The organism is Jeotgalibacillus salarius (assembly GCF_004405125.1).
GTDB lineage: Bacteria > Bacillota > Bacilli > Bacillales > Jeotgalibacillaceae > Jeotgalibacillus > Jeotgalibacillus salarius.
In genome coordinates this window covers 1-21,605 of sequence record NZ_SORX01000006.1, presented here as the reverse complement: position 1 = coordinate 21,605, position 21,605 = coordinate 1, and the positions used below count along the sequence as shown (strand labels likewise).

Sequence of the window (21,605 nt, the reverse complement as noted above, 5' to 3'; positions counted from 1 at the left end):
TCATACAATATACCTTGCATTACAAGATACCGTCATTTATATTGAGTATATACCTTGTAATACAAGATAAAGAAACGGCGGGATGCTGATGTCTCAAACTCAAATGATGAAAGGTATTCTTGACGGATGCCTGCTGGCGATTATTCGCGGTAAAGAAGTGTATGGATACGAAATGGCTGAACGACTGAGTGAGTATGGATTCGGTGAAGTAAGTGAGGGGACCATTTATCCGCTGCTGATGAGAATGCAGCGTGAAGGACTGGTTTCTTCAATTAAGAAGGCATCGACAGCCGGTCCGAAAAGGAAGTACTACTCTCTTACTGACAAGGGACACGAAGAGCTCGAGGCGTTCCTTGAAAGATGGAAGCGGTTAGAGAAAAGCGTAAATGAAGCAATCAGACAGGAGACAAAAGAGGGGAGTGAAGGCAGTGCCTGAATTATCAAAGGAAAGCCGGAGATTTATTGATGACCTTAGACTTTATTTATTTTCATCGGGTAAAAATGATCAGGAGATAAAAGAAATCGCTGAAGAGCTCGAAGCTCACTTAGAAGAAGCAGAGAGAAACGGGAAGCCGATTGAACAAGTGGTTGGTGAATCGCCAAGGGAATATATGGAGATGATTTCAAGCGAAATGAAGTTTGACAAAAAAGCCTGGCTTAAATATGTTCCGTTAATTATCTTCGGCGCTATTTCATTTTCTGTGATCGGGCAGTTGATGGAAAATATGAGACTCAGCTACAGTTATGTGTTTGTTGGTGGAAGTCTTGCTGTCAGTATTCTCTTTATTCTGCTGGTATTCAGCGTGTTTAAATACACTGCGAGCAGACAGGTCTCAAGGGTTAAGGAATTCCTGCTGATGATGATCCCGATATTTGTTAATATGGTGTTATTCATGGCACTGATATTCTGGGATATGTACACTGAGCTGCCAGGCATTGAATTGGGTGTAACAGCGAGTATGATTGTTGGTGCAATACTCTTTGTGATTTTAATAGGAATCTCAGTGTGGGCGAAAACAGCAGTGCTGCTTGTGATGCTTGCAGCTGTGCATGTGCCGGATCTGTTACTTAAAATGACATCATTAGGGTTAGAAGCGAGACTGATCACCGGTCTGCTTGCGACTTATGCAATGATTGGTTTGTATTTCTTCTATACAGTTAAAAAAATGAAAAAGACAGAGGCTGTAGAGGGATAAGCGGGATTAAATTTAATAAGGAATTTATTTGCAGAGTCATCCGCTTCTTCCTTTCGAAGTGGATGATTTTTTATCGAGCAGACTTCTCTGCTAAATGGTAAAGTATAGAAAAGTTCCATAGGGGAGTGGCAGGATGTTCTTACATAAAATCGATGAAGAAGTTTCGCTAAAACTTGTTGCAATGAACGACGCAGAAAGATTATTCGAACTGACGGACCGTTCAAGACATTACTTGCGGGAATGGCTACCATGGCTGGATGGTACAAAAACAGTTGAAGATACACGTGATTTTATTACGTTCAGTATGAAAGGACTTGCTGCAAATACCAGTATGACAACGATGATCCTGTATAAAGGTGAGATCGTCGGTGCTGCGTCATTCAATGAATTGAACTGGACGAATAAGGTCGCATATATCGGGTATTGGCTCGATCAGCATTATCAGGGGAATGGGATCATGACGCGTGTAGCTAAAGGGCTGACAGATTACGCATTTGATGAACTGAACATGAACAAAGTAGACATCCGGGCAGCTGTTGAGAATCATAAGAGCAGAGGTGTACCAGAGCGTCTCGGGTTCAAACTGGAAGGAACGCTGCGTCAGACAGAGTGGCTGTACGACCATTATGTGGATTCTGCAGTGTATGGAATGCTTTCATCTGAGTGGAAGGATAAAGTATAGTGAAAAAATAAAAAGTGCTCACTTGGATGAGCACTTTTTATTTTTTCTCCAGGTGGAACCCGAGCTTTGTTAGTGCTCTTTCAAGGTTTGTTTCCACATCAAATTTAGTGAAGTCTACGCTCGACTGATTTGCCTGCATAGCAGTTTCAGGGCGAATACCCGTCAGTACAGCGTGAACGCCTAATAACTTCAACAGGTTTACAATTTTCAGGAGAGAGCCGATCATCAGTTCATCCACCTCAATAATACCGGACAAATCGATCACCAGATGATCCAGGTCAAGCTCCTGGCTTCTGCTGAGCGTCAGTTCAATGATTCTTTCCACTCTGATCACATTAATACTACCTATAATTGGTAGTACAGCTACACCTTTTGTGATAGGTACGATCGGAACAGATAAGTTATCAATCTGTTTCTGTGCTCCATCAAGCTCCAAAACGTATGACAATAAAGAACTCATTGTCTCCAGCAGCTCAAGATGCTCTTCAGAAAGCTGGAATGGCTCAGTATCCAAACCACAAATTGTTCCGTAATTTTTTCCATCGCCAAAATAAATTGGAATACCAATAAAACTGCCGCTACCAAGGTTCTGAGTCACACCGAGATCCTTAGTTTTTTCATGCTGCGTGATATCTGAGATCATGATAGGTTCATTTCCATGATCAACGCTGACTTTACAATATGTATCTTCAAAAGGAAGTTTCTCCCCGGCTCTTAACAGGGTTTCATCCTTATTCACCACTTTAATAATTTCATTCACCTTTTGATCGTTCTTAGCAATGAATAACGTATTGATATCCAGAATACCGGCAATCATTTTCAAAATAGAATCGGCGGCTTCATCAAAGTTTTTGAATTTGACGGAGTTCACTCTACTTATATTCATATATAAACCCTTTCTTTATTAAAAAAATCTGTTCTTTAAAGTATTCAATTCCCTTAATTTTAACCCAATAAACTTAGTTTGGTCATTATTAAATGTAAAAAAATTTCTGAATATATAAAAGCTGACGGAAACTGCTGTTTCCGTCAGCTTTAGTTGCGTTACGACTGGTGAGCCATCTCTTTCACCTGATAAAGTGGAGGAGGAATCAGCCAGCCTTTTTCCTTGCTGAGACGCAATGTTTTTGCGGCAAATGCCACTTTTTCTGTGTGAAACTTTGCAAACATTAATCCCACGTCTTCACGGATACACTGGGTGATCATCTGACTTGCAGCTGTCATGGCAGCGCCTGTACTCATTCCAACAGAAACAATGATTTCCGGATCCTGAAAGCGTGCCCCGTCAGGTATTTGATCAATACTCGCTTTGGCACGTGCCGGTGGTGAAGGAGGTACCTGAATCTGGTGCTCAATAAGCAGCTCTTCAAGCTGGCGGCTTTCATCCTGACCCAGTTTGATCGCTTCTTCAATCAGCTCTCTTAATTCACGGTCTCCTGCATGATTCAGCAACGTCTGATTAGCAGCAATACTGGATTTTGCACTTAACAGTGCAGACCATACCCCATAGATTTCTCCGTAATGTAATGGTTCATTTTTTGGTGACCCACTTAATATTCCCATGATGATCCCCCTTTGTGAAATTGACTTTAACAGTCAAGAGTATTATGCACTTCTGTGGTTTAAATATTCGATGCCGGGTAGTTAAATAAGACAGACAATTTTTGGAGGGATACGATGAATCAAATAAAAGCTCTAATACTTAACGCTTCGTTAAAATCTTCTGATGAAGAATCCAACACGGGTTACATGGCAAAAGAAGTGGCAGCCATTTTAGAAAAAGAAGAAGTTGAAACAGAAATTTTGCGGTTAGCTGATTATCACATCGCTTATGGAATAGACACAGATATGGGAAATGGTGATGAGTGGCCGCAGATTTATGAAAAAGTAAAAGAAGCAGACATTGTCATGATTGGAACACCTCTTTGGATCGGTGAAAAAAGCAGTCTGGCAACTGTTGCGATGGAAAGGCTGTATGGCGGGAGCAGTGACACAAATGAGAAAGGGCAGGCTGTTTACTACAACAAAGTAGGTGGTGTGTTAGTCACAGGAAATGAAGATGGTGCAAAGCAGGCGGCTGCTTCTGTACTATATGGATTATCACATATCGGTTTCGTCATTCCGCCCAATGTTGATGCTTACTGGGTAGGAGAGGCAGGGCCAGGCGCATCGTATATTGAAGCGGAAGGATATAAGAGTGAATTTACTCAATCGCACATACAAATGCTTGCCTATAACACATTACATTTAGCAAAAATACTAAAAGAAAATCCAATCCCTGCTAAAGGAAATACGATGTAACTTGAAGCGGCTCCCCTGAGGGCCGTTTTCTTTTATGAAAGGCTATGTTAAAGCCCAATGTTTTTTTAGCACAGCTGGTGATTGTAGTGGAAGGGGACGACTCCAGCAGGAAAAGCGTGACAGGTGAGACCCCGCAGACGCATCGCGTCGAGGAGGCGAGAATGGCGCCATAAAACGGCACACCTGCGGAAAGCGTTCCCCTGCAGCGGAAATCAACAGCCACCTTTAACAGAGCTTTAGGAAAAAGAAACAACTTCTGCCGGTGGGGAAATTGCTGTAAAATAGAATAAAAAGCATTCAGTTGCTACGGAGACGAGAGGGCTGGTCTTGTGAATGACTACAGCGATTTAGCTGAAAGTATTAGATTTGATAATGATTATACAATTTTAGCGGCTGCGCATGAATGTTCTTTAATCGGTGTTGGCCGAAGTGCAGCGGTTTTCAAAATAGAAAATGAGCAAAAAGTGATCAAAGTGTTTTTTCCAGGCTTTGAAAAGACTGCAGCAGAAGAAGCGGAAATTTATCAGCTTCTTTCAGGAAGTGAGTTTTATCCGGCTGTTTATGATGCAGGGAATAATTACCTTGTCATTGACTATGTGGAGGGTAAGACCTTGTTTCAGTGTTTAAATCAAGGGGTTTTTATTAAGAAACAGCACATTGAGGAGGTGGATGAAGCGCTTGGTGTTGCCCGGAATGCTGGATTAAAGCCATCAGACGTCCACTTGCGTAATATTATTTTGAAGCCGGATGGTCATATTATGATGATTGATCTTGCAAGATTCAGGCAAAATAAGGACTATGATCAGCAATGGGAAGATCTTAAGCGTGCGTGGACATTTTATAAAAGCTGGTATTTCCCAAAGAAAATGCCGGAACGATTATTAAATGGAGCAGCATTTATGTATAAAAAAATTATGATGCCAATGATTGAAAGGTCGGCGAAATCTGGAAATGAGTAAACTCGAAATAACAGCATATTTGTGTCTTGCTGGTGGGATGCTGGTTTGGCTGTTAATCCTTGTAAATGATCGAATGACACCTGTAGATTTATTACTTCCTATTTTCGGTGCGGTTGGAGCAGCATGTGCGGCGGCTGACAGAAGAATATGGCTTTCGATTGTAAACGGCCTAGTCATGATTAGTCCGCTACTGCTGTTACTCGCAAAGGAATTATTACGCTGACGAATTGACACGTATATTTGATTAGTATTTCAAAACTGTTAGTGAAATGGCTATAATTTTGGTAGTATAGAACTAAACATTTTAAATACATATAACAAAGGTGATCATATGACGGACAATAATCACAGTGCGAATATTAGCGGACTGCAATTTGATTGGGATTTACAAAATGGAAAGTTTCTTTTTGAACAGGAGGATGCAGTTTTATTCTGGATAACAAGCGCTATGAAAGAGTTTTTCGATACGATAGAGGAAATTTCAGGTGAGGAAGCTTCCACGCTTGTGTTTGAAGCCTCGGGATATCGTCAGGGTGCAGTTGTCGGAAAGTATTTCGAGGATTTAAAACATGTGAAAGTAGAAGAAGCTGCTGAAATGATTACCTCCACTTATGCAGCAGCAGGGTGGGGATATGCGCATATTGAAGATCTTGATATGGAATCAAAGACATTGAGAGTGAGACTGAAAGACAGCTGGGAATATAAAATTAACAAAGCACAGGGGAAAAAGCGCAGAGGGAATTTCCTGCCTGCCCACTATGCGGGAATTTTCAGTATGTTTTTCAACGAAAATGTCTGGTTTGAGATTAAAGAAGATCAGCTGGCAGGTGCAGAATCTACAGTGATCGAATATTTCCCATCAAATGTTACGATTTCTGAAAATATTCATGCACTTTCAAGAAAGAAAGAGTCACAGCAAATTCTTCAGCTTGAAGCGATGGTGGAGGATAAGACGCGTGATTTGAAAGAGTTGATCAAACAGATTTCTTCTCCGATTATTCCTGTGCTTGAAGGAGTTGTCGTTGTGCCGCTGCTCGGAAAGTATGATCAGGAACGCGCAGAAGAGCTCGTGTTTAACACCTTGAGTAAGCTTCCATCTTATCAGGCAAGTTACCTTGTGCTTGATTTGACAGCGCTTGATGATGATATCGATAATCTGACCACCAGTCTGCTTGAAAAGATTAGCGGTGCGGCTTCACTGATCGGTACAGAGACAGTGCTGGTTGGTCTGTCAGCAAAACTGAGTATGACGATTGCAGAATCCGGGATTAATATTTCTGATTTCCACTGCTTCCAGACACTGCAGCACGGAATTTATTATGCGCTCAGTCAACAGGGTAAACAAATTATTTGATAAAAAGCTTCAGCATTTGCTGGAGCTTTTTACATAGGCAAAATCCATGGTGTTTCCTTGTGTCTTGACAGGAGTAAAGTTAGAATAATGTTAACTGTTCTTAAAGGAGATATGACTGATGACGAAACGTGCGTTAATAAATATTGATTATACGAATGACTTTGTAGCAGAAAATGGCGCTTTGACTTGCGGAAAACCAGGTCAGGCAATTGAAGAAAAGGTCGTGCAACTGACAAGAGAGTTTCATCAAAATAAAGATCTCGTTGTATTCGCAATTGATCTTCATGAAAAAGAAGATCCTCATCATCCTGAGACCAAGCTCTTTCCACCGCATAATATTCGTGGAACAGAAGGAAGAAATCTTTATGGGTCGCTCCAAAACTTATATGATATGATTCAAGGTGATAAAAATGTGATATATATAGATAAAACGCGTTACAGTGCTTTCGCTGGAACAAACCTTGAACAACTGCTGCGTGAACGGGGCATTACGGAAGTGCACCTGATCGGTGTATGCACGGATATTTGTGTGCTGCACACTGCTGTAGACGCTTATAATCAGGGTTTTAACATTGTTGTGCACAGGGAAGCGGCAGCCAGCTTTAACCAGGCTGGTCACGAATGGGCGCTTGATCATTTTGCCTCGTCGCTTGGAGCGGAAGTAAGGTAATTATAAGGAGCTAATCGTTAATGGATACATTGGGCAATTACACTGATGACAGTCTGATGCTGCATACAGACCTCTACCAGATCAACATGGCAAAAACATATTGGGAAGACGGCATGCACGAGCGCACTGCCGTTTTTGATCTTTATTTCAGATCGCTTCCTTTTGGGAACGGTTATGCGGTTTTTGCCGGTCTTGAAAGAGCGCTGGATTTTTTAACGAATTTTAAGTTCACCGAGTCTGACCTGACATATTTGCAATCAGAAGTGGGGTATGAAGAGGAGTTTATTGAATTTCTCAGAAACCTGCGCTTTTCAGGTACTGTTCGTTCAATGATCGAAGGCGAGCTCGTTTTCGGCAATGAACCGATTATGCGTGTCGAAGCACCGCTTATTGAAGCACAATTAATTGAGACAGCTTTGTTGAATATTGTGAACTACCAGACACTTATTGCGACAAAAGCTTCGCGGATCAAACAAGTCGTAGGGGATGAAGTACTGATGGAGTTTGGTACGCGCCGGGCCCATGAACTGGATGCTGCGGTCTGGGGGACGAGAGCTGCATATCTCGGTGGGTTTTCTGCAACAAGTAACGTCCGGGCGGGTAAAATGTTCGGTTTGCCAATTGCCGGCACGCACTCCCATGCAATGATTCAAGCTTATCGTGATGAATATATTGCTTTTAAAAAATATGCTGAAACTCATCAGGACTGCGTCTTTCTGGTTGATACGTATAACACACTCAAATCAGGTGTACCAGCAGCCATTGCAGTCGCAAAAGAAATGGGTGATCGCATTAACTTCAGAGGGATTCGCTTAGACAGCGGAGACATTGCCTATTTATCCAAAGAAGCCCGCAAAATGCTTGATGAAGCCGGTTTTGAGGATGCGAAAATTATTGCCTCAAATGATCTGGATGAGTACACGATACTCAACCTTAAAGCGCAGGGAGCAGTCGTGGATATCTGGGGAATTGGTACAAAGCTGATCACAGCCTACGACCAGCCTGCACTTGGAGGCGTATATAAACTGGTATCTATTGAAAATGAGCATGGAGAAATGGTTGATACGATTAAAATTTCAAGTAACGCTGAAAAAGTTACCACACCAGGGATGAAACGGGTGTACCGCATTATAAACAGGGTAAATAATAAGTCAGAAGGTGACTATATCACGCTGGAAGGTGAAGACCCTCAGGCGGAAGATCATTTGAAGATGTTTCACCCTGTGCATACATTTGTAACAAAATTCGTGACAAATTTCGAAGCGAGAGACCTTCATCAGACAGTGATTGATAATGGGGAGCTTCAATATGAACTTCCGTCACCAGAACGCATTAAGCAGTACCTGGCAGAAAACCTGCAATTACTGTGGGATGAATACAAGCGTTCAATGAACCCGGAAGAATATCCGGTAGATCTCAGTCAGCAATGTTGGGATAACAAGATGCGCAACATTCAGGAAGTGAAACAGGCAGTCAGAAATGCACATGCAGCACAATAATGTAATGAGGTGATAGTTGTGGCAACACTGCAGGACCAAATCGTAAAAGAAATGGGTGTTAATCCTGAGATTGATCCCCGGCACGAAATTCGACGCAGCATTGATTTTTTAAAGGATTATGCAAAAAAACATACATTCCTCACATCATTTGTATTAGGTATCTCTGGTGGTCAGGACTCGACATTGGCAGGGACGCTTGCGCAAATGGCTGTAAATGAATTGAATGAGGAAGCAGGAGAAAAGGAATATACGTTTATCGCATTGAGACTTCCTTATGGTGAGCAGGCGGACGAGCAGGATGCAAAAGATGCGATCAGCTTCATGAAAGCTGATGATACAGTCATCATTAACATCAAACCAGCTGTTGATGCCGGTGTGAAATCACTTGCGGAAGCAGGTGTGCAGCTGAGCGATTTCGTCAAAGGCAATGAAAAAGCCAGAGAGCGTATGAAAGCCCAGTATGCTGTTGCAGCTATGCGGAACGGAGTAGTAATCGGCACGGACCACCCGGCTGAAGCCATTACAGGTTTCTATACGAAACATGGAGATGGAGGCGCAGATATACTCCCATTATTCAGGCTGAATAAGCGGCAGGGAAAGTTGTTGCTGAAAGAGCTTGGAGCACCGGAACACCTTTATATGAAGGCACCGACAGCAGACCTGGAAGACGACCGCCCGCAAGTTTCTGACGAAGAAGCGCTGGGTGTTACTTATGATGAAATCGATGATTACCTTGAGGGTAAACAAGTAAGTGAAGATGCAAAAAAAACGATCGAAAATCATTATCTGAAGACGCAGCATAAGCGTCACTTACCAATCACGGTATTCGATGATTTTTGGAAATAATGGTTAGTTTCAGCAAGGCTGGTCCATAATGGTAATAGCCTGATTCGCCCTGCTGATTCTTTACAACCGGGTTGAAGAAGGTATCCTCTTCGCCCGGTTTTTGTATGCTAAGAATACTTACTGCTTAACATTAGTTGTAAGTAACTCTTATTTCTATTATTCTAAATAGAGTGTTATTAATAGGGTCAAACAGGTGATATCACCTTAAATGTATAGAGAAATCAAACTGGAAATGGGAGGGAATACCATGTATCACCAAAAGTTAGAGCAGGTTTTGATGAATATTGAACGTGTCATGATCGGGAAAAGAACAGTGGCTGAGTTAAGTCTTGTTTCATTATTGGCCCAGGGACACGTGTTGCTTGAAGACGTACCCGGCGTAGGGAAAACGATGATGGTTCGTGCACTTGCCAAATCTGTAGGTGCTAAGTTTACCCGCATACAATTTACTCCGGATTTACTTCCCTCAGATGTTATCGGTGTTTCGATCTATAATCCAAAAGAAATGACTTTTCAATTCCGACCGGGCCCAATCATGGGCAATATTGTGCTTGCTGATGAAATTAACCGTACGTCACCAAAAACGCAGTCTTCTCTTTTAGAGAGTATGGAGGAAGGCAGTGTGACAGTTGACGGATTCACTCATAAGCTGACTAAACCATTTTTCGTCATGGCCACACAGAATCCGATTGAATATGAAGGTACTTATCCGCTGCCTGAAGCGCAGCTTGACCGTTTTCTTCTGAAGATGCAAATGGGTTATCCGGATGCTAAAGAGGAGATGGAAGTACTAAATCGTATTCAACTCGCGCCGCCAATCGATGATCTGCAGCCCGCAATCACTTTAGAAGAATTGCAGCACCTTCAGGACGAAGTCAGAAAAGTAATTGTAGATGAAAAAATTAAAGAATATATTGTGGATCTGGCTGGAAAAACACGGGACCATGCGAATGTATATCTTGGCGTAAGTCCCCGTGGATCAATTGCACTGATGAAAGCAAGCCAGGCATATGCAATGCTGCACGGGAGGGATTATGTCCTGCCTGATGATGTACAGTTCTTAGTTCCTTATATTTTCGCTCACCGTATGATTCTGAAATCGGAAGCGAGATACGAAGGCATTGAACCAGAAGAAGTAATAGAACGGATTCTTGCCCGGACAAGAGTTCCAGTTCATCGGATGGCTAAGTAATGAAAATACGAATCCTGCTTGGTATTGCAAAAGTTTTGCTGGTTGCAGTGCTTTTAGTTGGTACATTTTCATATGCCATGTTTCAGGGAGGATTTGTCAGCTGGTTTCTGTTTTACAGTTTTCTTCCATTTGGGCTGTATTCTTTAATGATGATGGTTTATCCGTTGAATGACTTCAATGTAGTCAGGGTAATTAAATCTAAAGAACTAAAAGCCGGAGCAAATGTAGCTGTGAAAATTCACTTGAAAAGGTCGCTCCCATTTCCACTCTTTTATTTAGTAGCTGAAGAACATATAACAGGGGAGGCCTTTCAGCAGGGAGATACAGCCAAAAAACTTGTTCACCCCTGGTTTAAGCGTGAAATTGTCTTAGAGTACGAGATTCAGGATGTTCCGAGAGGTGAGCACACATTTGAGAGCCTGGAATTAAAAACAGGAGATTTCCTGGGTCTCATCCAAAAGTCGGATCATCTGGAACAATCACAGGCGATTCTTGTATACCCTTCTTATGTCACGCTTGATTATCAACCTCTGCAAGCGAGATTCGATCAGGGTGTTTCTTCATCAAATGTGAGAATTCAACAGGATACTACACTTGTAACGGGTGTAAGAGATTATGAAACGGGAGACCGCGTGTCATGGATCCACTGGAAATCCTTCGCCCGTACAAATGATTTGAAAACGAAGGAATTTGAAGAACGCAAATCGCATGACGTAATGGTCGTCCTTGACCGCACACCAAGTCAGGCGTTTGAAGATATGGTTGTGCTGACAGCGTCAGTGATCAGAGGTGTAATTAGGAAAGGTGCACAGGCGGGCTACTTCTCACAGGGTGAAACCGTTCAATATGCACCGCTTAAAAGTGGAGAGAGTCATCAAAGGCAAATAGACTATTATCTCGCTAAGGTTCAGCCTGATCAGAGCGGTTCCTTTGAAAGTGTTTTGAAGCAAAATGCATCTGCAATTTCCAAAACATCAGCGCTGATACTCATTACTTCTCAGCTGACAAGAGAAAGAATTGATGAGATCAGCAAGGTTTCCAGAGATAGTCAGGCACCAATGATTCTATTTGTGAAACATCCTTCTGTGAGGTTAAGTCAGGATCACAGACAGCTCGCAGGATTGGCAGCATCAAAAGGGATCGTTTTAAGAGAATGCGATAAACGGCAATTCTCATCAGTTTTCAAGGAGGTGAAGCAGGCGTGAAAACAGATTACGGCTGGGAAGACGTCGCTACACTGATTTTATACGTCCTGAGCTTCTTTCTCCTTTGGGAGTGGCTAAGACCGGTTGAGCAAATCACTGAAACTGCAAATGTGCATTTCTTTATCATTTTTGCCGGTTTGTCACTCCTTCTATATTATTTTGAATTAAATTGGATTATTTCCGGGGCAATAAAAGCGATGTTCATTTTAGTTGTGCTGCAGTATTTGTATTTCGATGTGCCGTTCTTCGGTGAAGGGGAATGGTTTGGTGAACTAACTGCATTGGTAGGAGAAAGTGTAGTTCTGACCGTACAGCAAAACTGGAGTGGGGTATCAGATTTGTTTCGCAGTTTGTTATTTTTTGTGCTGCTATGGCTAACAGCGTATTTGATGCATTACTGGCTGGCAGTTCGAAAACAAATGTTTTTATTCTACCTGTTTACCGTTGTATACATCACAATACTGGATACTTTCAGTCCGTATGATGGAAGCATGGCAATTGTAAGAGTGATTCTGTTTGGCTTTATGCTAATGGGGTTACTCGGGCTTCAAAGAATGGCAGATCACGAAAGAATCACTCTTTCGATGGGGCAATTGCAAAAGTGGCTGATTCCGCTTGCTGCCCTCATCGCCTTCAGTTCAGCGGCTGCATATGCTGCACCAAAGTCTGAGCCAATCTGGCCTGACCCTGTTCCATTTCTTACTTCATTCAGTGATGGCTCCGGTGTTGGTTCAGGCGGCGTGAATCGTCTTGGTTACGGCGTTGATGATTCAGAGTTAGGCGGTTCTTTTGTAGGTGATGAAACAAAAGTGTTCGAAGCGACCGTCCAGGGCGAACAATACTGGCGGATTGAGACAAAAGATACTTACACCGGTAAAGGATGGGAGCAATCCCGAGAGGCAGAAAGTTTAACACCTTTCAGCGTGAACGAAGCTGTTCCATTAACATTATCTGCGATCGACGAAGAATCTGAAACGCAAACTGTATCTGTTGATGTCGACCTCACCTATAATCATCTTGTGTATCCTTATGCACCTGATCAGGTTATTAATGGTGAGGCGGATGAATTGCGTTATAATCCGGTTTCTGACAAAGTCACGTCTTATGAAGACGGTGATCTTGTGGAACTGAGTGAATATGAATGGGAATTCCGCGAGCCAAGATACAGCTTGCAGGCTTTGAGAAATACCACCGGCTTAGGTGAGAATGCAGGATCCATGGAACAATACTTACAGCTTCCTGAAAATGTACCTGAAAGAATTCGTGAGCTTTCTTTAGATATTACTGAAAGTGAAGATAACTGGTATGACAAAGCAAAAGCGGTTGAAGGTTATTTCTCAAGAAGCGGCTTTGTCTACGAGCAGGAAGATGTCCCTGTACCAGAAGGCAATGAGGACTATGTAGACCAATTTCTTTTTGAAACGCAGCGGGGATATTGTGATAATTACTCAACTGCAATGGTTGTCATGCTGCGATCAATCGATATTCCGGCCCGCTGGGTGAAAGGTTATACGGGCGGGGAAGTACTTGAGAACTTAGGAGATGGACGTTCAATTTACGAAGTAACGAATAATAATGCCCATTCATGGGTCGAAGTATTCTTTCCGGAAATTGGATGGGTACCATTTGAGCCTACAGTTTCATTTTCAAATAATATTTCTCTGAACTATGATCTTGATTTGGATACAGATGATGACACAACAGAAACACCTGAACCGGCTGAAACGCCAGAGCCGGAATCGCCGGAACCGCTTGAGGAAGATACAGGTGCAATTGGACAAGTTGATGAAGATGGCTCATCCGGTACAGGTGGGTGGACAGCTTTCAAGACTTTTATATCTGAAAATCGTCTGATGTTATTTTTGGTAAGTGTTTTGCTAGTTGCTGTTGGAACTGGTCTTTACAGAAACAGAAACCGGTGGATGCCGTATGTGCTGATTCGTTATTACCGATCACAAAAGGGAAGTGAAGTATATCCGAAAGCTTACAGCTCACTCCTGAAACAGTTGAGACGTTACGGGCTCAGAAGAAAAGAAACTCAGACATTAAGGGCTTATGCAAAAGAAGTGGACAACTTTTTCGGCACGCATGAAATGAGCCGTCTGACGGATCAATATGAACGGATTTTGTACCGTAGTGAAGACCCGAAGGATAAATGGTCGAATATGCGCGAATTGTGGGAAGATTTAATTAAAAAGACAACAGGTTGACCGGGCATGTGCAAGGCGTTAAAATGGTGAAAATTAAAGACAATTTCATAACACCCCTTCATATATGTCCGATAATATGGGTCGGATGTTTCTACCGGATCACCTTAAATGGTCTGACTATGAAGGCGGTCTTTTTAAGATTTCTCTGTTAGTTTGTCTGTTGACCTACGCTCCAGGCGGACGCTTTCCGCGGCCGGGCGCTGAGCCCCTCAGGCTTCGCCGTGAGCGGTCTCACCTGTCCCTTTCCGCCGCAGGAGTCGCCGCCTTACGCTTCGGTCAACGCTGTATATGAAACAGAATCTTAAAAAAATGTAAGAGTGCTATTTGTTGGTGTTAAACCTTCTTAAACTTTTACCTTTGTAAAAAGACCGCCTTGTTAAAACGCTTGAAGGGAAGAAGAGGATGACTCTTTTTCGGACAGGCGTTTTTTCTGTTTTGAGGGTGTAAATGTATAGATTTTAAATAATTGAATGAGGTGACCATCGATGCTAGGTAAAGAAGAAATGCACGGTCAGGAAATGATCGTAGTACTTGATTTTGGTAGTCAATATAATCAGTTAATTACACGCCGTATCCGTGAGTTTGGTGTGTATAGTGAGTTACACCCGCATACGATTACTGCTGAGGAAATTAAAGAATTGAATCCTTCGGGCATCATTTTCTCTGGTGGACCGAATTCTGTTTATGATGAGAATTCGTTCCGTGCTGATGAGCGTATTTTTGATCTTGGTATTCCGGTTCTGGGCATCTGTTACGGGATGCAGCTTATGACAATGCACTTTGGCGGTAAAGTTGAAAAGGCTAAAAATCGTGAATATGGGAAAGCGGATATTCAGGTTCAGGAAGCTAAAGGTCTGTTTAAGGACCTTCCTTTAACGCAGTCAGTGTGGATGAGTCATGGAGATCTGGTTGTTGAAGCGCCGCCGTCATTCGATGTGGTTGCAACGAACCCTTCATGTCCGGTCGCATCAATCAGTAATGATGAGCAGAAGCTTTATGCGGTTCAATTCCATCCGGAAGTTCGTCATTCTGAACACGGTAACGAGATGCTGAGAAATTTTGTGTTTGATGCATGTGGCTGCACGGGTGACTGGTCAATGGAAAACTTTATTGAAATTGAACTTGAAAAGATCCGTCAGGAAGTTGGAGATCGCCAGGTGCTGTGTGCACTGAGCGGTGGGGTGGATTCTTCAGTTGTAGCCGTACTGATTCATAAAGCAATCGGCGATCAGCTGACATGTATTTTCGTTGATCACGGCCTTCTTCGTAAAGGTGAGGCAGACAGCGTAATGAAGACATTTGCTGATGGATTCAATATGAATGTCATAAAAGTAGATGCACAGGACCGTTTCCTGAACAAACTCAAAGGTGTATCAGATCCTGAGCAAAAACGTAAGATCATCGGAAATGAATTCATTTATGTTTTTGATGATGAAGCAACGAAACTTGATGGAATTGACTTCCTTGCACAGGGGACGCTTTATACTGACATTATCGAAAGTGGTACTGCGACTGCACAGACGATCAAATCTCACCATAACGTGGGTGGTCTGCCTGAAGATATGCAGTTCAAACTGATTGAACCGTTGAACACACTTTTCAAAGATGAAGTGCGTGCGCTGGGAAGTGAACTTGGTATACCCGATGAAATCGTTTGGCGCCAGCCTTTCCCTGGACCGGGTCTTGGTATTCGGGTGCTTGGAGAAATTACAGACGAAAAACTGGAAATCGTTCGTGAATCAGATCATATTTTGCGAGAAGAAATTAAAAAAGCGGGACTTGACCGTGATATTTGGCAGTATTTCACTGTGCTTCCTGACATTCGAAGTGTCGGTGTAATGGGTGATGCAAGAACCTATGACTATGCCATCGGTATTCGTGCAGTGACATCAATTGACGGTATGACATCTGACTGGGCGAGAATTCCATGGGATGTTCTTGAGAAAATCTCTGTCCGATTAGTAAATGAGGTAAATTCAATTAACCGCGTGCTGTATGATGTGACGAGTAAGCCACCTAGTACAATTGAGTGGGAATAACGAATATTACCATTAAAACTATTATATAATGTTCGTATTTTATATTGACGTCTCTCTGACACGTTGTTACAATAACATCATCAATTAAATAATATTTCGTCGTATAACGTCGGGGATATGGCCCGAAAGTCTCTACCAAGCTACCGTAAATAGCTTGACTACGCAGGTTGTTATGAGTTCATTGTGAGCTTTTTTCACCCTTTTAGTCATCCCTGAACGACGAGTGTGCGTTCAGGGATTTTTTCGTTATACTTCGTATTTTCGGAGGGAACAGCAGTGAAGAAGTATTTTCAGTTTGAAGAATTAAACACGAACTACAAGCGTGAATTCATTGGAGGATTAACGACTTTCCTCGCGATGGCGTATATTTTGGTCGTTAACCCATTAACGCTGACACTGGCAGACGTTGAAGGTTTGCCTGACGCAATGCGTATGGATTATGGCGCTGTATTCGTAGCTACTGCGCTTGCAGCAGCGATCGGCTCACTTGTGATGGGGGTGCTTGCCAAATATCCAATCGCACTTGCGCCGGGTATGGGGTTAAATGCTTTTTTTGCTTACTCCGTTATCCTGACACAGGAAATTCCGTGGCAGACAGCTTTAACGGGCGTTTTATTTTCAGGACTTATATTTATGGTTTTAACAGTTACAGGCGTACGTGAAAGAATTATTAATGCGATTCCGGCAGAATTGAAATTTTCAGTTGGAGCAGGGATCGGGCTTTTTATTACATTTGTAGGTTTTCAGAATGCTGGAATTATCGTTGGCAACGACGCGACGCTTGTAGCGCTTGGTGATCTTACGCAGGGAAACACACTGCTTGCAATTTTTGGTATTTTTATCACTGTTATTTTAATGACACGTAAAATTAAAGGCGGTATCTTCTTCGGGATTGTGATTACAGCAGTTGTCGGAATGATCGTTGGTTTAATAGACCGTCCGAGCGGCTTTATTGATCCGACACCACCAAGTCTTGCACCGACATTTGGTGCAGCATTGGAGCCGATCTTCTCAAGCCCTGGTGACTTATTTACGGTCCAATTGTTAGTTGTCGTCTTAACTTTTCTATTCGTTGATTTCTTTGACACTGCAGGAACACTTGTTGCAGTAACGAATCAGGCAGGCCTGATGAAAGACGGAAAGCTGCCACGTGCAAATCGCGCCCTTTTTGCAGATTCAACAGCAACTGTATTCGGAGCAGTACTTGGTACGTCTACAACCACTTCTTACATTGAATCTTCTGCGGGCGTAGCAGCGGGCGCGCGTACAGGTTTCGCTTCAGTCGTTACAGCAGTGCTTTTCATTTTATCTATATTCTTCTTCCCATTGCTGGAAGTGATCACAAGTGCAGTAACAGCACCAGCTTTAATCATCGTTGGGGTGCTTATGGTTTCAGCGCTTGGTAAAATTGACTGGACACGCTTTGAAATTGCAGTACCGGCATTTCTGACAATTATCACAATGCCACTTACGTACAGCATTGCATCAGGTATTGCGATTGGATTTATCTTCTATCCGATTACGATGCTTGTCATGGGCAGAGGTAAGCAAATTCACCCAATTATGTACGGTTTATTTGTAATCTTTGTGCTTTACTTCATGTTCCTGTCGTAATATGCTAAAAGAGCTGCTTCCGATTTATTCGGACAGCTCTTTTTTAAATTCAACGATACAAACTCGAAAGTAACTTATACTTTAAATAATGGTTATGTTATAGTTCAATGTGATTTTTGCACAGCTGGAGCGGAAGTCAACAACCAGCTTTACCATAACCTGAATAATAAACGGGCGGATGTGATGGACGTGAGCTATATAGTAAAAAAAATACTGAATAACAACGTGTTGATTGCTGAATTAAATAGCTCAGAAGTCGTCATGATCGGCAAAGGGATCGGCTTTAAGCGTCAGACGCAGTCAACTATCAGTGAAGAAGAAGTTGAGAAGCTTTTTGTTCTGCGTAACGAAAAAGAGCAGGATCAGTTTAAAAAACTGCTTCCATATGTAGAAGAAGATTTATTAAAAGTCATCATTTCCTCTATAGAGTTGATCCGGGAGCGAACACAAACTTTTTTAAACGAGCATATTCATGTGGCGTTAACTGATCACCTTATATTTGCTGTTAATCGGCTGATGAGAGGGATGTCGATTTCGAATCCGTTTCTACTTGAGACGAAAGCGCTTTACCCTTACGAATACGAAATTGCAAAAGAAGTTGTACAGTTAATCAATGATCGTGCTCACATTTACCTGCCTGAGGGCGAGATTGGTTTCATTGCGCTGCATATCCACAGTGCGATGCTCAATCGGAATGTACACGAAGTGAACTCTCATTCGCAGCTGATCGGACGGCTAGTACAATTGATTGAAACCCAATTTGATGTAAATCTCGATAAAGAAAGTATTGACTACATGAGGTTGGTCAGGCATCTGCGCTATACCGTGGAGCGGGTGGTGCGGGGAGAAAAAGTTGATGAGCCGGAAAAAATCGCTTTGCTCTTGAAAGAAGAATACCCGATGTGCTATAATCTCTCATGGAAACTGATAAAAATTATGCAGCAAACATTGAAAAAACCTGTTTATGACGCAGAAGCGGTCTATCTGACCATGCATCTGCAGCGTATTCAGACCAAAATGAAATAATACATTTACGTGTTACTGATACGATCAGGCATGAGTAAATGAAGAATTCCCGTTTGACGGGATACGTGTACCCTCACGTATATTCTTCTTTTACTCATGCCTTTTTTGTTTGCTGTGTAACACAAAAAGGAGGAAATAGTATGTTTAAGAAGTTTTTTGGTCAGCTTCAGAAGATTGGTAAAGCGCTTATGTTACCAGTTGCGATTTTGCCGGCTGCCGGTCTGCTTTTAGCATTCGGTAACGCTTTGCAAAATGATACGCTGACAAACCTTGCGCCATTTCTGACAAGCGACTGGATTGTTATGGTGGCAAGTGTCATGGAGAACTCAGGTGGAATTGTTTTTGATAACCTTCCATTATTATTTGCAGTAGGGGTAGCGATTGGACTCGCTGGCGGTGACGGTGTTGCCGGTCTTGCAGCAATCGTAGGTTACCTGATTATGAACGCCACAATGGGAACAGCGCTTGGTCTTGAGCTTGCGGATGTAACCGGTGAAGGAGTAGACCCGGCCTATACGTTAATGCTTGGGATCCCGACACTTTCATCCGGTGTATTCGGTGGTATCATAGTCGGTGCGCTTGCCGCTTACATGTATAATCGGTTCTTTAACATTGAACTGCCTACTTATCTAGGATTCTTCGCAGGTAAACGGTTTGTTCCAATCGTAACAGCTGCATCTGCAGTTGTGTTAGGTCTTGTGATGATTTTTGTTTGGCCTGTGGTACAGGAAGGGCTGAATGCATTTTCAAACCTTATGCTGAATTCAAATCTTGCCATTTCAGCATTCGTGTTCGGTGTTATTGAACGAGCACTGATTCCGTTCGGTCTTCATCACATTTTCTATACACCGTTCTGGTTTGAATTTGGTACTTATGTAAACGCAGCGGGTGAAACGGTCCGTGGAGATAACTCAATCTTCCAGGCTCAGATCCGTGACAATGTTCAGGATCTTACTGCAGGTACGTTTATGACTGGTAAGTATCCTTTCATGATGTTTGGTCTTCCGGCAGCAGCGCTTGCAATTTATCACGAGGCGCGTGCTGAAAAGAAAAAGCTTGTTGCAGGGATTATGGGTTCAGCTGCACTGACTTCATTCCTGACAGGTATTACAGAACCTATTGAATTTGCATTCCTATTTGTTGCACCAATCCTGTTTGCAGTACACGCGGTATTTGCAGGTCTTTCATTCCTGACTATGCATTTACTTGATGTAAAAATTGGTATGACCTTCTCTGGTGGTTTAATTGACTTTCTACTATTCGGAGCTTTGAATCCTCAGACTAACTGGTGGCTAGTATTACCGGTAGGCGCAGTATTTGCTGTGATTTATTACTTCGGTTTCCGTTTTGCGATCCGTAAGTTTAATCTGGCAACACCAGGTCGTGAGAAAGAAGAAGATGGCGATGAAAATCCGCGTGCAGCTTCTTCTAAATCGGATCTGCCTCATGACATTTTGGATGCAATGGGTGGATCTTCAAACATTGCAAATCTTGATGCATGTATTACGCGCCTTCGCGTACAGGTTAAAGAACCATCAAAAGTTGATAAAAAAGAATTGAAGCATCTTGGTGCTTCAGGTGTACTTGAGATCGGTGACAACATTCAGGCGATTTTCGGTCCGCGCTCAGACAGTTTAAAACATCAGATGAAAGATATTATGGAAGGGAAAACACCACGGCCTGTAAAAGTTGATGCTGAAAAAGAAGTGAAAAAAGAAATTGAAGAAACAACGGCTTCTGCAATCCAAAATGATCAACCTTTATTACAGGATTTCATCTCACCGTTAAACGGAGAAGCAGTTTCGATTACTGAAGTTCCGGATCAGGTATTCTCAGGCAAAATGATGGGGGATGGTTTCGCAATTATCCCATCTGACGGCATTGTGCATTCGCCTGTGAACGGTAAAATAGTAAATGTCTCACCAACAAAACACGCTGTAGGTATTGAATCTGAAAATGGACAGGAAATCCTGATTCATTTTGGAATTGATACAGTTAAGCTGAATGGTGAAGGATTTACTGTTCATGTAAATGAGGGTGACCAGGTTAAAGCGGGAGATCTTCTGCTTGAAGCAGATCTTGATCAGATTAAAGACCGTGTTCCTTCTATTATGACTCCAATTGTGTTTACGAACTTAATGAATGAAGAAACTGTTAAAGTGAAGAAATCCAGAGTTAATAGAGGAGATTCTTCTATTATAGAAGTGAAATAAAACTTATCGCCGTACTGGTTGTGAAACTGGTACGGCGATTTTTAAATTTATAGTCTTTTGTTTTTTGTACAGCGGATGGTTGAAGCGTGAGAAGGCAGCTCAGGCACGTGAGATATTCATAGTCTGCTCAGTATCTGAATGTTGGAATCAAGCAGCCGGCTTTAACAGCTCATTATTAAAAAAGGATATATCATGCGGATCCGGGAAAGAAAAATAGATGGTGTTCATTGAAAAATGGCACTTGAATAAAATGCTAAAAATATTTATCGGATAAGTATTGCAATATTCAGAATTAAATTATATAATTGAAATGCTCTTAAAGGTTTGACTTATTTTATGGAGGTGTGATAGATTAGTAAAGTTCTCTTTTGAAGAGGCGGGCATTTTTAATATGATCGCTAATGCTTTTTTCTTTTCTCTTTTTTAATGTGAAGATTATCATTAAAAAAAGAAATTAAAAAAGTTTTAAGAAAGACTTTACAAAATATCAAACACCATGATATGATAATCAAGTCGCTTACGAGAGACGCGCTTCAATCAGAAGCATTTGAACCTTGAAAACTAAACAACCAAACGTCAACGTTTAAGATTTTAAGTCT

19 protein-coding genes and 2 riboswitches are annotated in these 21,605 nt (G+C 42.1%); of the genes, 17 read left to right on the top strand and 2 right to left on the bottom strand.

Annotated elements, in window-relative coordinates; genetic code table 11:
• Window positions 1-88 precede the first annotated feature (88 nt).
• From E2626_RS10950 to E2626_RS10940, 3 genes are all read left to right on the top strand, one after another.
• The gene (locus E2626_RS10950) at window positions 89-436 is read left to right on the top strand and encodes a PadR family transcriptional regulator (RefSeq protein ID WP_134381810.1); all 348 of its coding nucleotides are present in this window, start codon (window positions 89-91) and stop codon (window positions 434-436) included.
• Window positions 429-1,196: an HAAS domain-containing protein gene (locus E2626_RS10945; protein ID WP_134381809.1), complete on the top strand. Its 768-nt coding sequence runs from the start codon at window positions 429-431 to the stop codon at window positions 1,194-1,196. Before E2626_RS10950 ends, E2626_RS10945 begins: the two co-directional genes overlap by 8 nt.
• 133 nt (window positions 1,197-1,329) lie before the next feature.
• Window positions 1,330-1,878, top strand: coding sequence for a GNAT family N-acetyltransferase (locus tag E2626_RS10940; protein ID WP_134381808.1), 549 nt, complete (start codon window positions 1,330-1,332; stop codon window positions 1,876-1,878).
• Window positions 1,879-1,915: 37 nt separating this feature from the next.
• Here E2626_RS10940 and E2626_RS10935 read toward each other — a convergent pair whose 3' ends face one another.
• Together E2626_RS10935 and E2626_RS10930 are read right to left on the bottom strand one after the other, a co-directional pair.
• Entirely contained in the window at window positions 1,916-2,764 is an 849-nt protein-coding gene (locus E2626_RS10935; RefSeq protein WP_134381807.1) for an STAS domain-containing protein, read from the bottom strand.
• A 158-nt stretch (window positions 2,765-2,922) separates the two neighbouring features.
• Window positions 2,923-3,441, bottom strand: a complete 519-nt coding sequence (locus tag E2626_RS10930) for a DUF3231 family protein (RefSeq protein ID WP_134381806.1) — start codon at window positions 3,439-3,441, stop codon at window positions 2,923-2,925.
• Window positions 3,442-3,555: 114 nt separating this feature from the next.
• Here E2626_RS10930 and E2626_RS10925 point away from each other — a divergent pair, with 114 nt between their 5' ends.
• From E2626_RS10925 to ptsG, 14 genes are all read left to right on the top strand, one after another.
• A complete protein-coding gene (locus E2626_RS10925) occupies window positions 3,556-4,179 on the top strand; it encodes a flavodoxin family protein (RefSeq protein ID WP_134381805.1) in 624 nt (207 codons plus the stop codon).
• A gap of 329 nt (window positions 4,180-4,508) precedes the next feature.
• A complete protein-coding gene (locus E2626_RS10920; RefSeq protein ID WP_134381804.1) occupies window positions 4,509-5,138 on the top strand; it encodes a protein kinase family protein in 630 nt (209 codons plus the stop codon).
• Window positions 5,131-5,361 carry a hypothetical protein gene (locus E2626_RS10915; protein WP_134381803.1) on the top strand — a complete coding sequence of 77 codons (231 nt, stop codon included), beginning with the start codon at window positions 5,131-5,133 and terminating at the stop codon, window positions 5,359-5,361. The genes E2626_RS10920 and E2626_RS10915 overlap by 8 nt, the downstream gene beginning before the upstream one ends.
• A 108-nt stretch (window positions 5,362-5,469) precedes the next feature.
• Window positions 5,470-6,492 carry an STAS domain-containing protein gene (locus E2626_RS10910; protein WP_134381802.1) on the top strand — a complete coding sequence of 341 codons (1,023 nt, stop codon included), beginning with the start codon at window positions 5,470-5,472 and terminating at the stop codon, window positions 6,490-6,492.
• 118 nt (window positions 6,493-6,610) lie between these two features.
• Complete coding sequence (locus E2626_RS10905) at window positions 6,611-7,162, top strand: cysteine hydrolase family protein (protein WP_134381801.1); 552 nt, start codon at window positions 6,611-6,613, stop codon at window positions 7,160-7,162.
• A gap of 20 nt (window positions 7,163-7,182) precedes the next feature.
• The gene (locus E2626_RS10900; RefSeq protein WP_134381800.1) at window positions 7,183-8,661 is read left to right on the top strand and encodes a nicotinate phosphoribosyltransferase; all 1,479 of its coding nucleotides are present in this window, start codon (window positions 7,183-7,185) and stop codon (window positions 8,659-8,661) included.
• Window positions 8,662-8,679: 18 nt separating this feature from the next.
• Complete coding sequence (gene nadE / locus E2626_RS10895) at window positions 8,680-9,507, top strand: ammonia-dependent NAD(+) synthetase (protein WP_134381799.1); 828 nt, start codon at window positions 8,680-8,682, stop codon at window positions 9,505-9,507.
• 247 nt (window positions 9,508-9,754) lie between these two features.
• Window positions 9,755-10,699 (top strand): AAA family ATPase, encoded by a 945-nt coding sequence (locus E2626_RS10890; protein ID WP_134381798.1) that lies wholly within the window; start codon window positions 9,755-9,757, stop codon window positions 10,697-10,699.
• On the top strand, window positions 10,699-11,904 hold the full coding sequence (locus tag E2626_RS10885; RefSeq protein WP_134381797.1) for a DUF58 domain-containing protein: 1,206 nt from the start codon (window positions 10,699-10,701) through the stop codon (window positions 11,902-11,904). The genes E2626_RS10890 and E2626_RS10885 overlap by 1 nt, the downstream gene beginning before the upstream one ends.
• The gene (locus E2626_RS10880; protein WP_134381796.1) at window positions 11,901-14,114 is read left to right on the top strand and encodes a transglutaminase TgpA family protein; all 2,214 of its coding nucleotides are present in this window, start codon (window positions 11,901-11,903) and stop codon (window positions 14,112-14,114) included. Before E2626_RS10885 ends, E2626_RS10880 begins: the two co-directional genes overlap by 4 nt.
• A gap of 38 nt (window positions 14,115-14,152) precedes the next feature.
• Window positions 14,153-14,254, top strand: a riboswitch (purine riboswitch).
• Window positions 14,255-14,599: 345 nt separating this feature from the next.
• Window positions 14,600-16,153 carry a glutamine-hydrolyzing GMP synthase gene (guaA, locus tag E2626_RS10875; protein WP_134381795.1) on the top strand — a complete coding sequence of 518 codons (1,554 nt, stop codon included), beginning with the start codon at window positions 14,600-14,602 and terminating at the stop codon, window positions 16,151-16,153.
• 79 nt (window positions 16,154-16,232) lie between these two features.
• Window positions 16,233-16,334: riboswitch (purine riboswitch) on the top strand.
• Window positions 16,335-16,429: 95 nt separating this feature from the next.
• Entirely contained in the window at window positions 16,430-17,767 is a 1,338-nt protein-coding gene (locus tag E2626_RS10870; RefSeq protein WP_134381794.1) for an NCS2 family permease, read from the top strand.
• Between the two features lie 183 nt (window positions 17,768-17,950).
• Complete coding sequence (gene glcT, locus E2626_RS10865) at window positions 17,951-18,793, top strand: glucose PTS transporter transcription antiterminator GlcT (RefSeq protein ID WP_134381793.1); 843 nt, start codon at window positions 17,951-17,953, stop codon at window positions 18,791-18,793.
• Window positions 18,794-18,933: 140 nt separating this feature from the next.
• Window positions 18,934-21,006 carry a glucose-specific PTS transporter subunit IIBC gene (gene ptsG, locus E2626_RS10860; protein WP_134381792.1) on the top strand — a complete coding sequence of 691 codons (2,073 nt, stop codon included), beginning with the start codon at window positions 18,934-18,936 and terminating at the stop codon, window positions 21,004-21,006.
• Window positions 21,007-21,605: the final 599 nt, after the last annotated feature.